Origin of the sequence: Aromatoleum toluvorans, from assembly GCF_012910905.1 — a bacterium.
Lineage (GTDB): Bacteria > Pseudomonadota > Gammaproteobacteria > Burkholderiales > Rhodocyclaceae > Aromatoleum > Aromatoleum toluvorans.
In genome coordinates this window covers 1-20,659 of record NZ_WTVN01000055.1, presented here as the reverse complement: position 1 = coordinate 20,659, position 20,659 = coordinate 1, and the positions used below count along the sequence as shown (strand labels likewise).

Below are 20,659 nucleotides of genomic sequence, written 5' to 3'. Positions count from 1 at the left end.
ACTTATGCTCCACGCTTCCTTCCCACGCTCGGTCGCCCTCGCGCAGTTGCGCTTCACTTCGTTCGCTGTGATCAACTTACGGTGGGACTTGCACCCACAGGAGTGCGCCCATGCTGGGCGCACAAAAAAACGGTCACCGGGTAGCCGGTGACCGCATGAACCTACGTGAGAGGAGGCACTGCAGAGGGAGCACGTAGGACGGGATTACTGCGACAACTTCGACCACCCCGGATCAAAGGCGAGAAATGGCACCCAGGCTGCGTTCAAGGAGATCGCTCAGCACGCGCTCCACTTTTGCAGCGAGCTCATCTTCATATGCGAAGGGGTAGCTCTCGTCCATATACACGGCCTGCGACATTTCCAGCTGTACCGCGTGCACGCCGGTGTCGGGAGCGCCGTAATGACGGGTGATGTAGCCGCCCTTGAAGCGCCCGTTGAAGACCCACGAGTAGCCGTAATCCTTGACGGCCTCTTCGATGACCGCCCGGATCGCGGGGGAACACGTCTTTCCCTCCAGTGTTCCGAAATTCAGATCTGGAAGCCGCCCGTCGAACAGTCGCGGCAACAGGCTCGCGATCGAGTGGGCTTCCCACAGAAGCACATGCCCGTGTCGCTGCTTCAGCCGCGCAAGTTCGTCCTGCAGAGCGTTGTGATAGGGCTCCCAATAAATACGGCGCCTCTCAGATTTCTCCGCCGCATCCACATCTCCGTCGGCCTTGTACACCGGATCACCCCGGAAAGTCTCGCCAGGGCACAGCCCGGTAGTCGTCTGGCCGGGATAGAGACTCGCGTCATCGGGCGGCCGGTTCAGGTCGATCACATAACGCGAATGCGTTGCGGTCAGCAGCGAACCACCCATCCTCGTCACGAAGGCATACAGACGTTCCAGATGCCAGTCCGCATCGGGCTGCTGCTGCGCCGCGGGCGTGAGGCGACTTCTGATCGGCTCGGGGACGAAGGTTCCGCAGTGGGGAACGGATACAAGGAGAGGGAGGGATCCTTTCTCCAGGTTGAACAGCTGAATATCGCTCATGACAGTCCAAAGTCGCCTTGCAGGGATTACCGGGGGTACATACCGGACATGCACGGCGGCATTGTCACGGGAGCCCGATACTCCTCTCCCGAACAGATCAACTGCTTATACTGATTATCGCCGCCACTTATTCAGTGGACGGCGACTCAGCGCTCCTTCGCAGTGTCACGGCGACCCCATGTTTCTGGCGCTGGCGATGCAAGGTCCCAGCCTACTCGCTGTCCGGCACCGGGACAGGCTGACCGTTCCTGAACGAGTAGATGGTGATCGGTGACTCCCTGAGGTCCCGCCTTTCGTCGAACTGGTAGTTTCCCGCCAAGCCCTGGTACGTGATGTCCGCCAAGGCCGACCGGTACTGCCTGGGTTCCACCGAGTTGGCCTTCTGCATTGCGGCCGCGATCATGAAGAGCGCGTCATACATCGACGGCGCGTAGGTCAGTGGCTCGAACCCGAAGCGTTTCCTGTACTCGGCCTTGAACTGCCGGCCTTCATTGCTCTGCTCGAGTGCGGCCCCTCCCAGCGAGCAATAGACATGGTCATCGACCGCCTCTCCGCCGAGTCTGGCCAAGAATTCGTTGCAGATTGCCTCGCCGCCCAGCAGGTAGCCCTCGATCCCCAATGCTTTCATCTGACGTCGTAGCGGACCGGCCTGCAAATGGTAACCGCCATAGAAGATGCCGTCTGGTTTGATTCCCTTGATCCGCGTCAGAATCGCTGCAAAATCGGTCGCCTTGTCGGTCGTGAATTCGCGGCTGACGATCTGCACACCGTTCGCTTTGGCAACCTTGATGAACTCATCGGCCGCGCCCTGACCGTAAGCCGTTCTGTCATCGATCACCGCAAAGCTCTTAACTTTCAGTTTCTTGGCCGCGAAGCTTCCCATTCTGGCGGCGGTGCTGACGTCGTTCGGCCCGATTCGAAAGACGAAGGGGTAGCCCGCCTGCGTGACCTTCGGGTTGGAGGCCACCGTCGCCATGACGATGCCGGCGTCGTTGAGGACTTTCGAGATCGGAATCGCGACGCCCGAGTTATAAGGGCCCAGCACCGCCTTGACGTCTGCATCGACGAGGCGCTGGGCGACGTTCATGCCGGTGCGGGGATCCGCAGCGTCGTCTTCCGCCATGAGCTCGAAACGCAGCTTCTTTCCCCCGACGAGCATTCCCTGCGCGTTGAGGCGATCCATCGCCATGCGCAAGGCGTTCTCGTGGTCCTTGCCCGCTGCCGCCTGGGGACCGGTGAGGGGACTCGTCAAACCGATCCGGACGGTGACCTCCTCGGCTCCCCAGACGGTCAGAGAGCCGAGACCGAATGCGGTCAAAGCGAGAAGTCTCATGATGAAACGATGTGCGTGGCCCATCGAGTGTCTCCTTCTGTTTGTGGTGCTTCCGTCGGCTTGCCTTCAATGATGAAGGATTCCGACCACGGACTTGGGCGAATTTGCAGGCTTCGGTCGGACTGGGATCCGGAATCCTTGCGTCCTACACGGAATCCAGGCGCGGGGCCGCAACGTCCCGAATGTACGTGGCTGCCTGCTCGTGGAGCCACGAGCGGAACACTTCGAGCGAGGCCGACTGCGCCTTGTTCTCGGGGTAGACAAGGTAATACGCGCGCATGCTGCGAAAGAGACATGGATGCGGGATGATCAGCTCCCCTGATTCGACCTCTGCAAGCACGAAGAAATGCGGGACGAGGGCCACGCCGAGCCCTGCCCTTGCGGCCTCGACCAGCATCGAGAAGAGCTCGTAGCGAGGCCCCCGCAGCGCTGTCGCGTTGGGTAAGCCTGCGACCTCGAACCATTCGCGCCAGGCCTCCGGCCGCCCGGCAGGGTGGAGAAGCGGCTTCTTCGCGAGTTCCTCCACGGAGATCGTGGCAGCCCCCTCCAGCAGCGCCGGCGTGCACACCGGGACCATCTCTTCGCCGAACAGATACTCCGTCATCGACCCTGGCCAGACCGGATCCCCAAAGTGGATCGCTGCGTCGAAGGGGGTGTCCGTGAACATGAACGGCTCGGCACGCGTCGTCAGGTTCAGGATGATGCTGGGATGTTTCGCATGAAAGTCCGCCAGACGCGGAATCAGCCAGCGTGTCGCGAAAGTCGGGATCACTGCGAGCTCCAGCACCCCTCCCGCCCCCTGGTGCGCCATCAGTGACAGCGTCTCCCCCTCCAGCAGTTTGAGCAGGTCGCGCACTTTCAGCGCGTACGTGCTTCCGGCCTCGGACAGCGAAACCCGCTTCTTGACCCGGTTGAACAACTGCACGCCCAGAAAATCCTCCAGCGCACCGATCTGCCGGCAGACGGCGCTCTGCGTGAGCGACAGTTCCTCGGCCGCCCGCGTGAAGCTCTGATGCCGCGCGGCCGTTTCGAAGGCGATCAGGAGTTCGGTCGGAGGGATCTTTCTGCGCATCGAGTTGGTTCCGGTTCAGCACAACATGCTGAGTATATATTGCTTGGCGCACCCTCGCACCCTTGGATAAATTGCCACTCAAGGTCAGCAAGCAGCCAAAAAGAGACGACTTGTTGCAAGTGTCGCACTAACAACACTGCCGTGGACGATCAGACCAAAACCCGAAGGACCCAAGGAGCGAAGAAGGACATGAGCGAGACAAACGTGATTCTGGGTGTGATCGGCTCCGACTGCCATGCGGTCGGGAACAAGATCATCGACACCGTGCTGACCGGAGAGGGGTTCCGCGTGACCAATCTCGGCGTGATGGTCAGTCAGGACGAATTCATCGATGCGGCAATCGAAGTGGGCGCGGGGGCGATCCTCGTTTCGTCGATCTACGGCCACGGGGAAATCGACTGCGCGGGGTTCCGTGGTCGTTGCATCGAGCGCGGCCTCGAGGACATCGTCCTTTACGTCGGCGGCAACCTGGTGATCGGCAAACGCGACTTCTCAGAAGTCGAGACCCTGTTCAAGGACATGGGTTACGACCGCGTCTTTCCGCCCACCGTCGACATCAAGTCTGTTGCCCAGTCCCTGCGGCAGGATATCGCGGCACGCCAATGATCTACGCGACCATCGACATCGGTTCGACCTGGACCAAGGGCGCGAGCTTCCGGCTCGTCGGCGATCGCGTCCGCCTCGAACGGCGTGCGGCACGTCCCACCACCGTGGCGAATCTCTCCGATGCCTTCTTCGGCGTGCTGAGCGAGATCGTCGCCGGCGATCCGCTCGACCAATTGCGCGGCGGCGAACTGCGGCTGCGCTATTCCTCGTCGGCAAAGGGCGGTCTCGCCGTCGCGGCGATTGGCCTGGTGCCTGACGTCACCCTCGAAATCGGCAAACTCGCGGCGCAATCGGCTGGCGCCCGCCTGTCGCAGGTATTCTCCTACCGCCTGACGGCGAGCGACGTCGCGCAGCTCGAAAAGCGCCAGCCCGACATCGTGCTCCTTGCCGGCGGCACCGACGGCGGCAATAGCGACTACGTGCTCGCCAATGCTGCGGCGCTGGCCGCCTCCCGCCTCGATTGTGACTTCGTCTACGCAGGCAACCGCGAGGTCGCGGACGAAGTCGCAGCGCTTCTCGCCGGAAAGCGGCTCAAGGTCGTGCCGAACCTGCTGCCCGATTTCAACGAGCCGAACCCCGACCCGGCGCGCGACGCGATTCGATCGATCTTCCTCGATGCGATCGTCAAGGGGAAAGGGCTCGACGTGATCATGGACGCGACCGGCAGCGAGCCTGTGCCGACGCCGTTCGCCGTCCTCGAATACACGCGCACGATTCGCGAATTGGTGCCAGGCTGGAGCGAGTTTCTGCTGCTCGACATGGGTGGCGCGACGACCGACGTCTACTCGGCACACCTCGACACGCCGAGCTCGGGCGTCATCCGGCGCGGCCTCCCTGAACCGACGGTGAAGCGGACCGTCGAGGGTGACCTCGGCATGCGTGTCTCGGCACAGGCGGTGTGCGAGCTCGGCGACACGACCCTCGCGGCAACGCTCGAAGCGCACAACGTCAGCAAGGCGGATCTCGCTGCGTACGCGGCCCGCGTCACGGCACATCCGGACTCGATTCCCACCGGCACGGAAGAGCGCCGGCTGGACACGCTGCTCGCCGGGCTGTGCGTCGGCCACGCCGTCGCGCGCCATGTCGGACGCATGACTTCCGTCTATACGCCGGAAGGCGAGGTGCTGGTGCAGACCGGGCGCGACCTCTCGAAACTGCCCAAGGTCGTGGGCTCGGGCGGATGGCTCGCGAAGGCCGAGGGCTTTTCGCCCGGCGCCTGGTTCGACGGCCACCTCATCGATCAGCGTGGCCGCAGCGTGCTGGCGCCGCGGAACTTTGCCTACTACCGCGACGCGGACTACCTGTTTCCGCTGCTCGCCAATCTGGCCCGCGACATTCCCGCCGCCGCCGCGCGCGCCGGCATCGACTTCCTGGTGGCTCAAGAAACGAGGAGCGAACATGCAACTGCGTAACAAGAAACTGGACATGGACACCTTCCTCAGTGAGCGCACTGAGGTGATGACTTCCTGGCCGACGGGCAAAGACGTCGATTTCGAGGAAGGCGTCCTCTACCAACTGTCATTGCCCGAGAGCAAACGCTTTTCGAGCGCACTCGCTGCAGCCGATCGCGAGGGCCGCACGCTGCGTCAGCCGCGCGCCGGTGTCGCGCTGGTCGACGAGCACATCAAGCTGCTGCAGTTCCTCGAAGATACCTGCGACCTGCTGCCCTCGACGATCGACGCCTACACGCGACTCAACCACTACGAGAAGGCCGCCGAAGGGATCGCCCGCTCGACCGCCGCGGGCACTTCGCTCCTCAACGGCTTCCCGGCGGTCAATCACGGTCTCAATGAATGCCGCCGCGTCGTCGAGTCGCTCACCAAACCGGTGCAGGTGCGTCACGGCACGCCCGATGCGCGCCTGCTCGCCGAGATCACGCTCGCGGCCGGTTTCACCGCGTATGAAGGGGGCGGCATTTCCTACAACATCCCCTATGCGAAGAAGGTGCCGCTCGACCGCTCGCTGCGTCATTGGCAGTACTGTGATCGCCTGGTGGGTTTGTACGAGGAGCGCGGCGTGCGCATCAACCGCGAGCCTTTCGGGCCGCTCTCCGGCACGCTGGTCCCGCCCTTCGTCTCCCATTGCGTTGCGCTCATCGAGGGACTGCTGGCCCTGGAGCAAGGTTGCAAGTGCATCACGCTGGGCTACGGCCAGGCCGGCAATCTCGTGCAGGACATCGCCGCGATCCGCTCGCTGCGCGAACTCGCCCACGAATATTTCCAGGCGGCCGGATATACCGACTACCAGCTGAGCACCGTCTTCCATCAATGGATGGGGGGCTTCCCCGAGAACGAAGCGATGGCTTTCTCGGTGATCTGCTCGGGCGCCGCCGCGGCCGCACTCGCGGGTGCGACGAAGGTGATCGTGAAGACACCGCACGAGGCGAGCGGCGTCCCGACCAAGGAAGCCAACAAGCAGGGCCTCGAAGCGACGACTCAGATGCTCAACATGGTCCGCGAGCAGATCTTCCCGATGAGCCCGACGCTGGATCAGGAGATCGAGTTGATCAAGCGCGAGGTCCGCAGCGTCCTCGCCAAGGTGTTCGAGCTCGGCGAAGGCGACCTCGCGCAGGGCACGGTCCGGGCGGTCGCGGCGGGCGTCCTCGACGTGCCCTTCGCCCCCGCTTCTTGCAACGCCGGGAAGCTCCTGCCGGTGCGCGACAACGTCGGTGCCGTCCGAATTTTCGAACCGGGTCGCGTGCCGCTGCCCGACGACGTCCTGACCTTCCACCGCGACCGCGTCAGTGAGCGCGCCCGGGCGGAAAAACGAGAAGCCTCGTCCCAGATGGTGGTGGACGACATTTATGCAATTTCCAAAAGCAGACTGATCGGGAGACCGCGATGAATCACACCCAGGCCCATATCCAGCAAGTCCATTTCGTACCCGGCTATTCCTCGTTCTATTTCGACGACCAGAAGGCGATCAAGGACGGCGCCGGCCTGGACGGTTTCGTCTATCTCGGACAACCCGTGACGAACGGCTTCCACGCCGTCCGTCAGGCGGGCGAAGTCGTTTCCGTCGTATTGGTGCTCGACAACGGCGCGGTCGCGGTCGGCGATTGTGCGGCGGTCCAGTATTCGGGGGCCGGCGGCCGTGATCCGCTCTTTCTGGCGGGCGCCTTCGTTCCCTTCCTCGAACAGCACCTCAAGCCCTTGCTGGAAGGGCGCGCCGTCGAGCGCTTCCTCGACAATGCGCGCTTCTTCGACACGCTGGAGATCGAAGGACAGCGGCTGCACACGGCGATCCGCTACGGCGTGACGCAGGCGCTCCTCGACGCGACGGCACTCGCCCGCCGCATCACCAAGGCCGAGGTCATCCTCGATGAATACAATCTGCCGCTCGTGTGCGAGCCGGTGCCCTTGTTCGGCCAGAGTGGCGACGACCGCTACACCGCAGTCGACAAGATGCTCCTCAAGCGCATCGACGCCCTGCCCCACGGGCTGATCAACAACGTGCCGGAGAAGCTCGGCTACAAGGGCGAGAAGCTCGAAAGCTACATCGGCTGGCTCGCCGGCCGCGTCGAGCAGTTGCGCCCGGATCCCGCCTATCGCCCGACGCTGCATATCGACGTGTATGGGACGATCGGCCTCATCTTCGATCACGACGCCACCAAGGTCGCGGACTATATCGCGGGTCTCGAGAAATTCACCGGCGGCCTGGAGCTCTATATCGAAGGCCCGGTGGACGCCGGCAGCAAGGAGGCGCAGATCGCCGAGCTCGGCGCCATCACCCGGCGCCTGCGCCAGATCGGGTCGCGCGTGAAGCTCGTTGCCGACGAGTGGTGCAACACCTATGAAGACATCGTCGAGTTCACCGCGGCCAAATGCTGCGACATGGTGCAGATCAAGACCCCGGACCTGGGCGGCATCCATAACATCGTCGAATCGGCGCTGCATTGCCGGGAGCACGGCATGGAGGCCTACCAGGGCGGCACCTGCAACGAGACCGACATCTCGGCGCGCACCTGCGTCCATCTCGCGCTGGCCGCCCGCCCGATGCGCATGCTCATCAAACCCGGCATGGGCTTCGACGAGGGCATGAACATCGTGAATAACGAGATGCGGCGCACGCTGGCCATGCTGGCTGCGAGGAAGGGCGGAAAATGAAACCCGAATTCAAGATCCTCTCGCCGACGGCGATCCTCGGCTACGGCTTTCCCGAGGAGAGCTTCCGGCGCGGCATGGCCGAGAAGCCGGACCTGATCGCGGTCGACGGCGGCTCGACCGATCCCGGGCCCTACTACCTCGGCGCCGGCAAATCCTTTACGGACCGCGCCGGCGTCAAGCGCGATCTGCGCTACATGCTCACCGCAGGCGTCGAGACCGGCATCCCGGTCGTGATCGGCACCGCCGGCGGCTCAGGCGCAGCCCCGCACCTCGAATGGTGCCGCGAGATCGTCCTCGAAATTGCGCGTGAGGAAGGCCTCCGCTTCAGGATGGCCGTGATCCCGACCGACGTCGATCGGGCCATCGTCCACGAGGCGCTCGACGGCGGGCGCATCGAGCCGCTCGATCTCGTTCCCCCGCTCACGCACGAGGCGATCGATGCGAGCCCGCACATCGTCGCGCAAATCGGTGTCGAGCCCTTCATGCGCGCCCTCGAGGCCGGCGCCCAGGTCGTGCTTGCCGGTCGCGCCTACGACCCGGCGTGCTTCGCCGCGCTGCCGATCCTCCGCGGCTACGATGCGGGCCTCGCCCTGCATTGCGGCAAGATCCTGGAGTGCGCCGCGATCGCCGCGAGCCCCGGCTCGGGCTCCGACTGCGCGCTCGGGATCCTCCGCGAGGATTCCTTCGTCCTGAAAGCACTCTCCGACGAGCGCAAGTTCACGGCCGAATCGGCCGCGGCCCATACGCTCTACGAAAAATCCGACCCCTACTTCCTGCCCGGTCCCGGAGGCACGCTCGACCTTACCGGCTGCGAATTCATCGAGCACCCGGACGGCACGGTCGAAGTGCGCGGCTCGAAGCATGTCGACCGGCCCTACCAGGTCAAGCTCGAAGGCGCCCGACCGGTCGGCTACCGGACGCTCGCGATCGCCGGCACCCGCGACCCGATCATGATCGGATCCATCGATTCGATCATCGAAGCGGTGCAGGCACGCGTCGCGAAGATCCTCGGCGAAGGCAACCCGGCGCGCGTCTTTTTCCATCTCCATGGCAAGAACGGCGTCATGGTACATCTCGAACCGGCCAAGGACGCTCGCGCCCACGAACTCGGCATCGTCATCGAGGTCGTCGCCGACACGCAGGAGCAGGCCGACACCGTCTGCTCGCTCACGCGCTCGACGCTGCTCCATTACGGCTACCCCGGGCGCGTCGCCACCGCCGGCAATCTGGCATTCCCGTTCTCGCCGTCGGATGTCCGCGCGGGCACGGTCTATGAATTCTCCCTTTACCACCTGATGACGGTCGACGAGGCGAAACTCTTTCCCTTCCGGATGGAGTCGATCGGCCAGGAGGGCATGCAATGAAGAAGATGCTGGAGATCGCCCGCGTCGTCCGCTCGAAGAATTCCGGGCCCTTTGAACTGGTGCTCGACGTGATGCTGAAGAACCGCGAGTGCTTCGAAGCCCTGAGCGAGAGCGGGCAGTTTTCGCCGCAGCGCATCGCCGCCGCTTATGGCGTGCCGGTGAGCGATATCCGACGCATCGTCTGGTTCCAGCCCGCCAATGCCGTCAAGGTCGTCATGCCGCGCCACATCGTTTCCGGCGCACCGGGGGATTCGGACGTCTATGGAGCGCAGCAGCACGCGCCACTGCTCGACCTGGAATTCGACCTGTAGCACTCCGCTTTAACCCCGGGGAGGATGCACCATGATCGTCATGCACGAGACCCTGATCTACGCCGTCTATTACGCGCCGCGGGGCCGCCTGCGCCTGTACCGGCTCGGGCGCGAGATCGCCGAGCGTCACCTGCTGCCCACGGACCTCCTGGTGGGCATCATCGGAGCCGAAGGCGCGGGCAAATCGACGTTGATCCGTGGCATCTTCCCCGGCCTCGAACTCACCAACGACGACGAAGGCATCAACCTTCGTTCAGCACCGATTTTCGACTTCACCGAGGCCGACAAATTCGGCCCGCATACCTACCACATCGATGTGCGCTACGAGCAAGCCTTCCACCAGCTCTGGGAGATCGCCGACGTCGTCACCGCGGCAATCGAGCACCGGCGGCGCGTCGTCGTCGAACACTTCGACCTGCTCTATCCGCACCTGAAGTTCAACGCCCAGATCCTGCTCGGCATCGGCGAGGAAGTCGTCGTCGCCCGGCCGAACGTCTTCGGCCCGGCGCCGCAATCGATTCGCGACATCGTCTACCGCACCGTCCATTACCGGAAGATGGCTCATTCGGCCGAAGACATCACCAGCCTGATCCTCTCGCGCCACCATGGGCACCCCATTCCGACGCGGCATTCCGACGTCAAACACGGCTTCGTCATCGGCTTCGTCGATCCGCCTGATATCGATCTTGCCCAAGTAAGGCAATTGGTCAGCGACATCATCGCCCAAGACCTGCCAATCTCGCCGGCGGACGAGGATCACATCCGGATCGGAGACGACGTGATCCCGTGCACCGGAGTGCGAACCCACGTCAAATCCACAAGCGAGATCACGAATTTCCGCCTGCTACCGGCACTGCAGTACAACCCGATCACACGCGAACATCTTCTCGTCGGGATTGTCGGCGATGCGACGCAGGAAGCCGGCTTTGACCGCATCCTGAGCATCGTCGGCTAGCCATACCGGCGATTCATCCGTCGACACGCGAAGATGCTACAGCTCCGGGGATGCTTCCCTACGGCTCGGCTACCGCCCCCGCAATCAACTACAACCTCAGGCGCTGAACGGTGTTCAAAAATTATCTCAGTGGTCTGCGGCACTGGCGCGGGACAGTTTCCTGTGATCCAGTGCTCAAACGCTCGGCAGAGCATCCACCTACCGGGCGTACCGGCAACATCAGGCCGGCCACCAGCGTCGCTAAGCCGATGATTTTAGTCGGTTCTGAGGGTGCAGAAAGCTGAACGTCCGCAGCGCTCGGCGTGGCAGCGCCGAAACAAGCGCTTGAACTTGCGTGACTTTCCTGCCATCCATTTGGCGCACTCAATTTCGCCAAATGCTTGAATATATGGGGCGACATACCGGGATCGAACCGGTGACACCTGGAGCCACAATCCGGCCGACAAATCCACCAAATCAGTGACTTATGGTCATTTTTTCGTAAGAACATCGCCTCCAGCCGCCAATACTGGCGCGAAGCCGCCACGTGATCTTATGAAAATACAGAGGGGCGATCCGTCAAATACGATCGCATAGCCCTCCCGCTGGTGCAGGCGACTGTGAGCCGCCCGAGGGAGGTCGGCCAGCTCACTGGATGGCCCGCGGCCTCGCCTTGGGCGGGTGCGCCCCCGCATCTGCACCGATCCGGCCCCCTCTTCCACCGTTCCGACCTTGACGCCGATGGGCGAATAATTTTCTCCTGTCGCCTAAAGTACGCCTTGTCGACCGGCGCTGGCCTCCTGGAAACACCCGGGCTGCTCCTCCGGAATGGCGCTCCGCCTCTCGGGGATCCAGCGCAACCCAAGTCCCTCGCTGTGGGACTGCGCGACCACCGTATGGCTGTCGGAGGTGACCGACTTCCTCGTAGGCAACAGGAAGGTCGCCAGGCTGGGAATCAGGATCAGGGCGCCGAGCATATTCCACAGGAACATGAACGCCAGCAGGATGCCCATGTCCGCCTGGAACTTGATAGGCGACCAGGCCCACGTGACCACGGCAGCCGACAAAGTTACCCCGATCAGTGCGACGACCTTGCCTGTGGAGATCAGGGCATGACGGTAGGCGCGGGCCAGGCTGTGCCCTTGGCGCTGGAACACGAGTTGCGTCGTCAGCAGGTAAAGCGAGTAGTCAACCCCGATTCCCACTCCAAGCGCAGTCACCGGCAGGGTCGCCACCTTCATCCCGATGCCGAGGAAGACCATGAGGGCTTCGCACAGGATCGTGGTGACCACCAGCGGGACGATGGCCACGATGACCGCTCGCCAACTCCTAAAGGTGATGAAGCACAGCACCACGACAGAGAGATAGACGTACAGCAACATGCTGCGGTTGGCCTTCGCCACGACGATGTTGGTAGCCGCCTCGATGCCGGAGGTGCCAGCAGCCAGCAGGAACTTGCGCTCGTCGGAATTGTGCTCGGCGGCAAACTGCTGGACCGTTTCCACCACTCTGGAAAGCGTCGCCGCCTTGTGATCGGTCAGATAGACGATGATCGGCGAAACCGAGCGGTCGTCGTTCAGGAGCTCCGGGTTGGAGTTGTACACCGTGTTGATGGCGTCCTGCACCACGAAGGGATCCCGATTGATGGTTTCCCACTTCACCGACCCCTCGAATCCCGCCGCGGTGAAAGTGCGAGCCAAACTGCCCGCGGACACCGTCGTCTGGACCCCCGGCAGCTCCCGCAGGATCTGCTCCAGCCGGTCCATCTCCAGCAGGGTCTCGTAGTTGATCAGCCCTTGGGGGGAGGTGGCCACGATTACTGCGAACTGGTCGCTGGAGAGGGCATAGTGGCTGGTGATGTAATCGTTGTCCTGGTTGTACACCGAGTCACGCCGCAGCTCGGGGGCACCGGGGTCCAGGTCGCCGATCTGGAGCTTTAGCGAAACCACCCAGCCTGCCACGGCCAGCGCTGCGGTGACGGCGAGGACCACGATCGCGCGCCGCCTCATCGTGAAGTTGCCGAGCCAGGACACCACCGGGTGCTCCCCTTCGAGGCTGCGCAGGCTCTTGGCGGCGGCGCTCCTGCTCACACCGGCATAGGACAGCAGCACCGGAATCAGGATCAGGTTGGTGAAGATGAGTGCGGCCACCCCGATACTGGCCGCCGCGGCGAGGCCGCGGATGGCGGGGATGTCGATCACCGCGAGCACCGCGAAGCCAACCGCGTCCGCCAGCAGCGCGGTCAGCCCGGCGAGGAACAGGCGCCGGAACGTGTAGCGGGCGGCGATGTATTTGTGGGTGCCGCGCCCGATGTCCTGCATGATCCCGTTCATCTTCTGCGCGCCATGAGACACACCGATGGCAAAGATCAGGAAGGGCACAAGGATCGAATAGGGGTCCAGCGAGAAACCCAGCAGCTTCATCAAGCCCAGCTGCCAGACCACCGCCACCAGTGAGCAACTCGTCACCAGCAGGGTGCTGCGCCAACAGCGTGTATACCAACTGATGATCAGCACCGCGATCAGGGCGGCGTAGAGAAAATAGGTCAGCACCTCGCCCAGGCCATGGATCAGGTCCCCCACCAGTTGGGCGAAGCCGATCACGTGGATCTCCACCCCCTCGCTCTCCAGAGCCCGCAGGGAATCGATCTCGTCCCTGAAGGCCTTGTAGTCCAGAGGCTCGCCCGTGGCCGGATCGTGGTCCAGGAGCGGCACGAAGATCATGCTGGACTGCTGATCGGTGCCCACCAGGGAGCCGACGAGTCCGGCCCGGGCCACATTCAGGCGCAGGGACTTTATGGACTCCGGCGTGCCGTTGTAGCCGTCGGGCATCACGGGCCCGCCCGCGTAGCCTTCGGGGGTGACCTCGGTCCACCTCACCACTGGCATCCACAGCGACTTCATGAAGGAGCGGTCCACCCCCTGCATCATGAAGACCTTGTCGTTGATCTTGCGGAGCACATCCAGGTATTGGGACTGATAGATGTCGCCGCGGGTGTTGCGCACCACGATCCGCACCGAACTGCCGAGACCGCCGAGCGATTCCGCGTGCGCCCGGTAGTTCCGGATGAACTCGTGAGACTGAGGCATCATGGCGTCGTAGCTGGCTGAAACGCCGAGCCTGGAGGCCTGGAAACCGAGCACCAGCGTCACCAGTGCGCAAATCGCGATCAGCCAGAGGCGGTTGTTGAAGACCATGCGCTCCAGCCAACTGCCGCCCTTCCGGTCGAACTCATTGAGTGCCGTCAGCACCGGCATCGCATCGCTATGACTCGTAACGTGGGCCATCTCTGCATCATTCCCTAAAAAGCTTCATTCCGACTGATGGGGCTAGCGTCATTGCGCGGCCTGAATACGAAGGCCGGCAGGACTGCTGATTAGATACTTGCCGTCCGCCAGGACGACGACGCCGGAGGCGCGCGCGCCCGACCATCCAGGACGGACCTTGAGGCTGTCACCGCCTGCATCGCCAACGAGGACTTCACCCGCCACGTTCACCAGTACGAGGCTTCCCTTGTCGTCGAGAATGCCGGCACTGATGGTGGATTCGGAGCCAGTGGCGATCGTGCTCCAGGTCCGGCCAGCATCCCCGCTGCGATAAACGGAACCGCGCAGGCCGTAGGCCACGACTGCCTTGTCCGAGCCGACAATGCCGAAGAAGCTGCCGCCGTAGCCGGTCTCGGACTTCACGAAGCGGCCACTGGCGGCGTCATAGCGAAACACTACGCCCCGCTCTGCGGCGATGAAGAGTTGTCCGCCGACCCCGCGCACCCCGTTCAGGTTCAGCATGTCCGGGTTGTCGATACGCTCGAACCATGGCTCCCAGGTTCGTCCTCCGTCCCGCGTCGCCACCAGGATGCCAAAGGCACCCACCGCATATCCGGTCTGGCTGTCCTGGAACCATACGTCGAGCAAGGGCAACGAGGGTCCGCTGCCGTAGTTCTTCTCGACCGCCCGCATGGCTTCGCCCTGACTGGCGCCCTTCTCGTGGTAGTAGCGCGAAAAGGACGCCAGGGCTGCGCGCCCGTCGAGCTGTTTCTGCCAATTCCTGCCGCCGTCCGCGGTATGAAGAATGACCCCGTCGTGCCCCACCGCCCACCCGTCCGTCGGCGTCGGAAAATGCACCGCTACGAGGTCGCTCTGCACCGGTACGGCAGCCTGCTCCCAGGTCTTGCCCTCGTCGTCGGACAGGATCGCCACACCCCTGCTCCCCACCGCCACCAGTCGCTCACCAGTGCGGGCAACCGCGAGCAGCGGCCGCGAGCTCAACGCGCCGACCTTGGCAGCGGGGAAATCGAGTGGGTCCTTCAACGCCGCCCCGGCGGACGCCGCCGCCATTGCCGCCATGACCGGCAAGAACACCGCAAGTGCAGCGCGCCAGAGGGACCGGCACCGAGGGTCCGTCAGGGCAGCGCGTGTTGAAGCGGTGGGTGTCATTTGTCCTGGAAGCCTGTTCATTTTCAATCTCTCAAGCAGGCCGGACCTGTCTGCGACGGGTCGCGGCTAACGCCACAAGGGGACTCGAACGACCGCTCGGAGGCTCCACAGGCCTCCGGACGGCTTCCCACGCCTATGGATCAGCGCACGCTGCCCGCGGCCACCGCCTGCGGCGACATCTTGATGTTCAGCCCGTCCGCAGAGCGGTAATGGCGAACGAAGTTGCCCTCCACGTTCCGGTCGGTGTTGATCACCAGATAGTTGCCCTTGCGCAGGTCGGCGGTCATGAAGGAGTCGCCATTCATGCCTCCGACGTCATAGGCGGGGAACATGTAGCTCTGAGTCACGCGCCACAGGTTTCCGGAATCGTCATAGGTCTCGGCTCCCACGATGCACCAGCAATCCTCCTCCACGAAGAATCTCCGCTTGCTGTAGGCATGGCGGGCACCCTCCTTGCGGATCCCCTCGACCACCCAGACACGGCGCTTTTCCCAACGCACCGCATCCGGACTGACGAACTGCTTGCCCAGGGCTTCCGCCCCCTTCTGGTTGGTGATGCCGAACACGTTGTAGGGCACGATCATTTCCTTCTTGCCCACCAGCTTCATGTTGAAGCGGTCCATACGGCCCACGAAGCCCCAGGGCTCGTCCCAGAACAGCACGCCGGCGTAGGCCGCCATCGGAATGTCATAGGCGAACTCGGGAGCCTTGCGTACGCGACGCTGACCCGGGGTGTAGAACCAGATCGGGGTATCGGCTGCCGAGTCGGGCTGGTAGTAGTTGAGGAAGTGGGTCCCGGCCGAAGTGGGAGGCGACGTCAGCAGGGTGCTGAAGCCGAAGACGCCGTCGTAGGCCTGCTTGCGCATCGCCCCTGTCTGTTCGGACCACGGATGGAAGTAGCCGGCGTCGAACCCCGGCAGATCATTGACCTTGCCGCTGCTATCCACCAGGTAGTTCTTGCTGCGCATCATGGAAACCGGGGGGCCGAAGCGCATCATGGCGTTCCACATCACCTCGTAGCCCGATTTGGGAATGGGGAAGGGAATTCCCTGCAGCGGCAATCCATCCGGCGCCGCGCCGGCCACCTTGTCGCCCTCCACCTCGCCGGCAAGTTTCGTCGTGGTTGCGTTCTTGGCCGTGTTGTCCAGGTACCAGTCCGGATAGATCATGGTCCGCTGGGTCGGATAGACGTCCACCCTGTAGCCCGGGAAGTTCTTGAACATCGCCCGAGTGCCCTCGCTCAGGAGCGATTCGTATTTGCTCACGTTCTCGCCACTGATGGAGAACAGGGGCTTTTCCCCGGCGAAGGGGTCGGCGTAACGGTCGGCGCCGTTCTTGTAGCCGGCGGGAGGTTTTTGCAGGCCGCCAGTGTAGGCAGGGATGGAGCCGTCGGCGTTCTTGCCGGCTTCCGCGCCGAAGCGGGTCAGGTCCTTGCCCAGGGCCTTGGCTTCGTCGGCACTCACCGCGGCATGGGTCAAACCGATGGACGAAAGGATGATTCCCAGGCCAAGGCCCACGCTACGCATTTTCTCGATGTGCTTCATGATTGATCGCTCCTCCAGACTCAAAACGACGTCTTGAACATGACTTGAACCCAGCCCTTGTCATTCAGGGCTACGGCCCCGTTCCCGCCAAAACCCGAATAGGATTCGCCGAGGCCGGGGACATTCACCTTGGGACTGGTGTCGTAGTGGTAGCCGTTGTATTGCACCAGCAAGGTGTATTTCTGCTGGATGTTGGCCTTCAGGCCAATGGAATAGAGCTGCGCATTTTCGGCATAGAACGCGCCGCCGGCGTAAGCCGGATTGCCTTGGATGCCATAGGTCAGCGAGGTCGGCATGCTCAGGTCCACCCCGGGCCACACCTGCAGCCACTGTGGCTCGAACAGCATGGCGAAGGCCAACGCATTGCGGGTGGCGCAGCCATCCTTCTTGTCGCCGCGCCGGGCGGCATTGACGCTGTCGCGGCAACTCGCATAGCCCTCCCCGTTGAAGAGGTGCTTGTTGTCGTCCACCGACACGAGATGGGTGTAGGAAAACTCGGCGATCAGGTTGCCCGCGTCCCACAAGGGGGTCGAGCCGAGGCTCACCAGGCCGTTGGCGATCACGTTAACAACGTCTCCGGTCGCCCCCTTCGTATAGGGGACTCCCACCAGGCCATTGGAGAAGGCGCTCATGAGGGCGGTGTCCTTGCGATAGGACATCTCGAAGCCGGTGCTCAGGGTCCCGAAGGTCCGTTCGTAGCTCACGCCGAACAATTTTGTCTTCTCGGCGTAATTGAGCGACACATTGCCCCCGCCGGTGGCGTTGATGCTGCCGGTAGCCCAGGGATGGACGTCGTCGAACTGGCGGTAGTAGAAGCCAAGATCACCCCTCGCCCACTCCGGCGACCACGCCACCTTGACGCCGAAGTTGCCGTTCATGTCGTCCGGCTCGTTGGTATGACCGGCCGACACGGGGCCGCCGAAGAGACCGGCCACGGCACCGCCGCTCCGGGGGCCGGCATAGAGGATGTCGAAGGGGCCCAGGTAGGTGCCGCCCTCGGGATAGCGGTTGGCGCGGTACTCGAGGAAATATTGGGCGGAGATCGACAGTTCAGGATTTACATCCACCGAGGCCATCACCTGCGTACGGGGCAGGAACAGTTCCTTCACTTCCGAACCCGGCTGGCTGAAGGCCTTGATGTAATCCAGCGAATGCTGGGAGTAGGCGATATTCGAAAAGCCGAAGAAGAAGGCGTTACCCCAGAACTGCGTGAAGCGGCCGGCCTTCAGATACAAGGGCATGTCGCCGACTTCCGTATTGTGGAAGACGAAGGCGTCCAGCAGTTCTCCGCCCTGCAGGTGGTACTTCTTGGTGTCGCCCGAATACTTGCCGCTCGGGTAGCTCAGGAACGTCGAAAAGGCGGGATTGGGATTGGTCTTGACCTCATCGTCATAGGCGAAGTCCTTCCAGGCCGAGCCCGACAGCCGGAAGCCGGAGGACCCGCCCCGCACCCCTTGCAGCTCGATCAGCGTCTGGAGGCGGTTGGTCACCATCTCGCCCCGGTCGAACTTGTAGTCTCCTTCGGCGTAAAAGGGATGGTTGCCGATGGCGTTGTCCCGCCCCTGCGCACGCCAACCCATGGAGTACTGGATCGTGGTGTCGAGGCTGACATCCCACTCCCCGCCTTTGGACAGCTCCAGCGCGTGGGCCTGTGACATGACCCCGATGGAGGCCACGGCAAGTGCCAATGCCTTGAAAGATGGCGGGTAATGCGACTTTTCTGGTTCGTTCATGCTCTTGTCTCCTCTCGTTCTTTCACCTTTGTTTGAATCGCCCGTTCAATGCCCGCACCCGGTGTCTGCGCGGCCATCACTTCTCATCCCCGATCCAATGCGACGGCGCGCTTCACCTCGCCGACCGCTCGAATCGGAATGGTCTTTTTCTGTGCCGCGAACACGGCCTGCGGATTGTCGAAAGCCTCCCGCAGGCGGACCCTCTCCTCGGCCGCCTTTTGGACGTTGGCCTCCTTGACGTGCCCGTAGCCCCGGATCAGTTCGGGAATCACGGCGATCCGGACCGCGATGCTGTAGTTGTCGTGGTCGAGTCGGTCTGCGATGGCTCCCAGGTCCGCCTCGTATTCGTCGATCAGGGCTCGCTCCATGCGGCGCTCGGCGGTGTGGCCGAAGGGATCGAAGAACGTGCCGCGCAAGCCCTTCAGGCGCGCCAGGATCGGGAACAGCCGACCGACCCAGGGCCCGAATTCCCGCTTCTGAAGTTGGCCGGTGCGAGGATCGCGCTTGGCGAACAAGGGAGGCGCCAGGTTGTAGCGGATGTGCGCCCCATCCTCGAAGGAGTCCTTCAGCCGGGCCAGGAACGCGGGGTCCGCGTGAAGCCGCGCGACCTCGTATTCGTCCTTGTAGCTCATCAATTTGGCGAAATTGCGCGCCACGGCCACGGCCAGGGCCGTGGAGCCGGGCATCGACCGGGCCTCCGCCTCCGCAACGCGATTTACCAGACGCAGGTAACGCCCCGCCCAGGCCGCGTCCTGGTAGCGCGTGAGCAGCTCGGTTCGATGGGCCAGGATCTCCGGCAAGGTGGAGAGGGGCATGAACTTCTCGTCAGGCCGGTTCTGCGCGAGGACCTGGTCGATACGGGCCGGGTCGGTCGCCTGCAGGCGGCCCAATGCAAAAGCGGACTTGTTGAAGTCGATGGAGATGCCGTTGATCTCCACTGCCCGCTCGATGGCCTGCGGCGACACCGGCAGCAGCCCCAGCTGGGATGCATAGCCGAGGAGGAACAGGTTGCTGGCGATGGTGTCGCCCAGGAGTGCCAGGCCCAGGCCGGTGGCATCCACCCCGTGCAGGTCGCGGGCAGCGGCGCGCAGTCGCTCCACCAGCTGGTCGCCATCCAGCTTGAGGTCCGGATTGCGCTGGAAGGCGGGAGTGGGGGTGACCCGGGTATTGGCCACGACCTGCGTGCGGGCCGGGTTGAGGGTGATGGCCGGCTCCTTCGACAGGGCCGCGACGGTGTCGAAGGCCAGCGCGACATCGGCTTCGCCGAGGCCCAGCTTCTGCGCGCCGAGCTCGCAGTTGGAGGGGGCGATCCGCACATGGCTGAACACCGCGCCGTTCTTCTGGCTCAGGCCGGTCATGTCGAACACCGAGCAGGCCTTGCCCTCCAGGTGCGCGGCCATGGCCAGCAGAGACCCGACAGTCACGACGCCGGTGCCGCCGATCCCGCACACCATGAGATTGAAGGACCCGTGGAGCGGCGCCAGGACCGGCATCGGCAGATTCCGGAAGAGATCGCCGCCCAGCGATGCCTTCCTGGGCTTGCGAGGCTCGGCGTCCAGCACCGTGACGAAGCTGGGGCAGAAACCTTTCACGCAGCTGTAGTCCTTGTTACAGTTGGACTGATCGATCTCACGCTTCCTGCCCAGCTCGGTTTCCTTGGGCCAGATGCTCACGCAGTTGGCCTGCACCGAGCAGTCGCCGCAGCCCTCGCAGACGTCGGAGTTGATGAACATCCGCTTGGCGGGGTTGGGAAACTTGCCGCGCTTGCGGCGCCGACGCTTCTCGGCCGCGCAGGTCTGCTCGTAGACAATGACGGTGACGCCCTTGACCTCTCGCAGCTCCCGCTGGATCCGGTCGTACTCATCACGATGATGGACGGTCACGCCTGCGGCCAGGCCGCTGCCCGGGCCATAGCGGCTCGGATCGTCGGTGACGATCACGCAGCGCTCCACCCCTTCGGCCAGCACCTGGCGGCTGATGTCCCCCGGGCTCAGGGGCCCGTCCACCGGCTGGCCGCCGGTCATGGCCACGGCGTCGTTGAACAGGATGCGGAAGGTCATGCTGACCTTGGCCGCCACCGCCCCCCGCACCGCCAGCAAGCCCGAGTGGTAGTAGGTGCCGTCGCCCATGTTCTGGAAGATGTGGGGCATGTCGGAGAAATGGGCCAGGCTGTACCAGTGCCCGCCC

Annotated in this window: 15 protein-coding genes; 7 read left to right on the top strand and 8 right to left on the bottom strand. The window is 63.6% G+C overall.

The features are described from left to right. Positions 1-232: 232 nt before the first annotated feature. From hutG to GPA22_RS21215, 3 genes are all read right to left on the bottom strand, one after another. Positions 233-1,033: an N-formylglutamate deformylase gene (gene hutG, locus GPA22_RS21225; RefSeq protein WP_169258067.1), complete on the bottom strand. Its 801-nt coding sequence runs from the start codon at positions 1,031-1,033 to the stop codon at positions 233-235. 211 nt (positions 1,034-1,244) lie between these two features. Beyond that, positions 1,245-2,390, bottom strand: coding sequence for a branched-chain amino acid ABC transporter substrate-binding protein (locus GPA22_RS21220; protein WP_211169282.1), 1,146 nt, complete (start codon positions 2,388-2,390; stop codon positions 1,245-1,247). 121 nt (positions 2,391-2,511) lie between these two features. Continuing rightward, on the bottom strand, positions 2,512-3,438 hold the full coding sequence (locus GPA22_RS21215; RefSeq protein WP_169258066.1) for a LysR substrate-binding domain-containing protein: 927 nt from the start codon (positions 3,436-3,438) through the stop codon (positions 2,512-2,514). Between the two features lie 189 nt (positions 3,439-3,627). On the opposite strand from GPA22_RS21215, the gene glmS reads away from it, so the two are divergent. The 7 genes from glmS to GPA22_RS21180 are packed head-to-tail and all read left to right on the top strand — an operon-like array spanning position 3,628 to position 10,780. After that, complete coding sequence (glmS, locus tag GPA22_RS21210; RefSeq protein ID WP_169258068.1) at positions 3,628-4,044, top strand: methylaspartate mutase subunit S; 417 nt, start codon at positions 3,628-3,630, stop codon at positions 4,042-4,044. Further along, entirely contained in the window at positions 4,041-5,456 is a 1,416-nt protein-coding gene (locus tag GPA22_RS21205) for a glutamate mutase L (RefSeq protein WP_169258065.1), read from the top strand. Before glmS ends, GPA22_RS21205 begins: the two co-directional genes overlap by 4 nt. Further along, positions 5,443-6,888 (top strand): methylaspartate mutase subunit E, encoded by a 1,446-nt coding sequence (locus GPA22_RS21200; protein ID WP_169258064.1) that lies wholly within the window; start codon positions 5,443-5,445, stop codon positions 6,886-6,888. Before GPA22_RS21205 ends, GPA22_RS21200 begins: the two co-directional genes overlap by 14 nt. Beyond that, positions 6,885-8,150, top strand: a complete 1,266-nt coding sequence (locus GPA22_RS21195; protein WP_169258063.1) for a methylaspartate ammonia-lyase — start codon at positions 6,885-6,887, stop codon at positions 8,148-8,150. Before GPA22_RS21200 ends, GPA22_RS21195 begins: the two co-directional genes overlap by 4 nt. Next, entirely contained in the window at positions 8,147-9,514 is a 1,368-nt protein-coding gene (locus tag GPA22_RS21190) for an acyclic terpene utilization AtuA family protein (RefSeq protein WP_169258062.1), read from the top strand. The genes GPA22_RS21195 and GPA22_RS21190 overlap by 4 nt, the downstream gene beginning before the upstream one ends. Next, positions 9,511-9,825 carry a DUF4387 domain-containing protein gene (locus tag GPA22_RS21185; protein WP_169258061.1) on the top strand — a complete coding sequence of 105 codons (315 nt, stop codon included), beginning with the start codon at positions 9,511-9,513 and terminating at the stop codon, positions 9,823-9,825. The genes GPA22_RS21190 and GPA22_RS21185 overlap by 4 nt, the downstream gene beginning before the upstream one ends. A 31-nt stretch (positions 9,826-9,856) precedes the next feature. After that, positions 9,857-10,780: an alanyl-tRNA editing protein gene (locus tag GPA22_RS21180; protein ID WP_169258060.1), complete on the top strand. Its 924-nt coding sequence runs from the start codon at positions 9,857-9,859 to the stop codon at positions 10,778-10,780. 746 nt (positions 10,781-11,526) lie between these two features. Here GPA22_RS21180 and GPA22_RS21175 read toward each other — a convergent pair. The 5 genes from GPA22_RS21175 to GPA22_RS21155 all read right to left on the bottom strand — a co-directional run. Further along, positions 11,527-14,046 (bottom strand): efflux RND transporter permease subunit, encoded by a 2,520-nt coding sequence (locus GPA22_RS21175; RefSeq protein WP_169258059.1) that lies wholly within the window; start codon positions 14,044-14,046, stop codon positions 11,527-11,529. Positions 14,047-14,094: 48 nt separating this feature from the next. Beyond that, positions 14,095-15,105, bottom strand: a complete 1,011-nt coding sequence (locus GPA22_RS21170; RefSeq protein ID WP_169258058.1) for a WD40/YVTN/BNR-like repeat-containing protein — start codon at positions 15,103-15,105, stop codon at positions 14,095-14,097. Positions 15,106-15,335: 230 nt separating this feature from the next. Next, positions 15,336-16,739 (bottom strand): DUF1329 domain-containing protein, encoded by a 1,404-nt coding sequence (locus tag GPA22_RS21165; RefSeq protein WP_169258057.1) that lies wholly within the window; start codon positions 16,737-16,739, stop codon positions 15,336-15,338. Between the two features lie 20 nt (positions 16,740-16,759). Beyond that, on the bottom strand, positions 16,760-18,472 hold the full coding sequence (locus tag GPA22_RS21160) for a DUF1302 domain-containing protein (protein ID WP_169258056.1): 1,713 nt from the start codon (positions 18,470-18,472) through the stop codon (positions 16,760-16,762). Positions 18,473-18,555: 83 nt separating this feature from the next. Beyond that, the coding region (locus GPA22_RS21155; protein ID WP_169258055.1) for an indolepyruvate ferredoxin oxidoreductase family protein at positions 18,556-20,659 on the bottom strand (2,104 nt) is incomplete at its 5' end.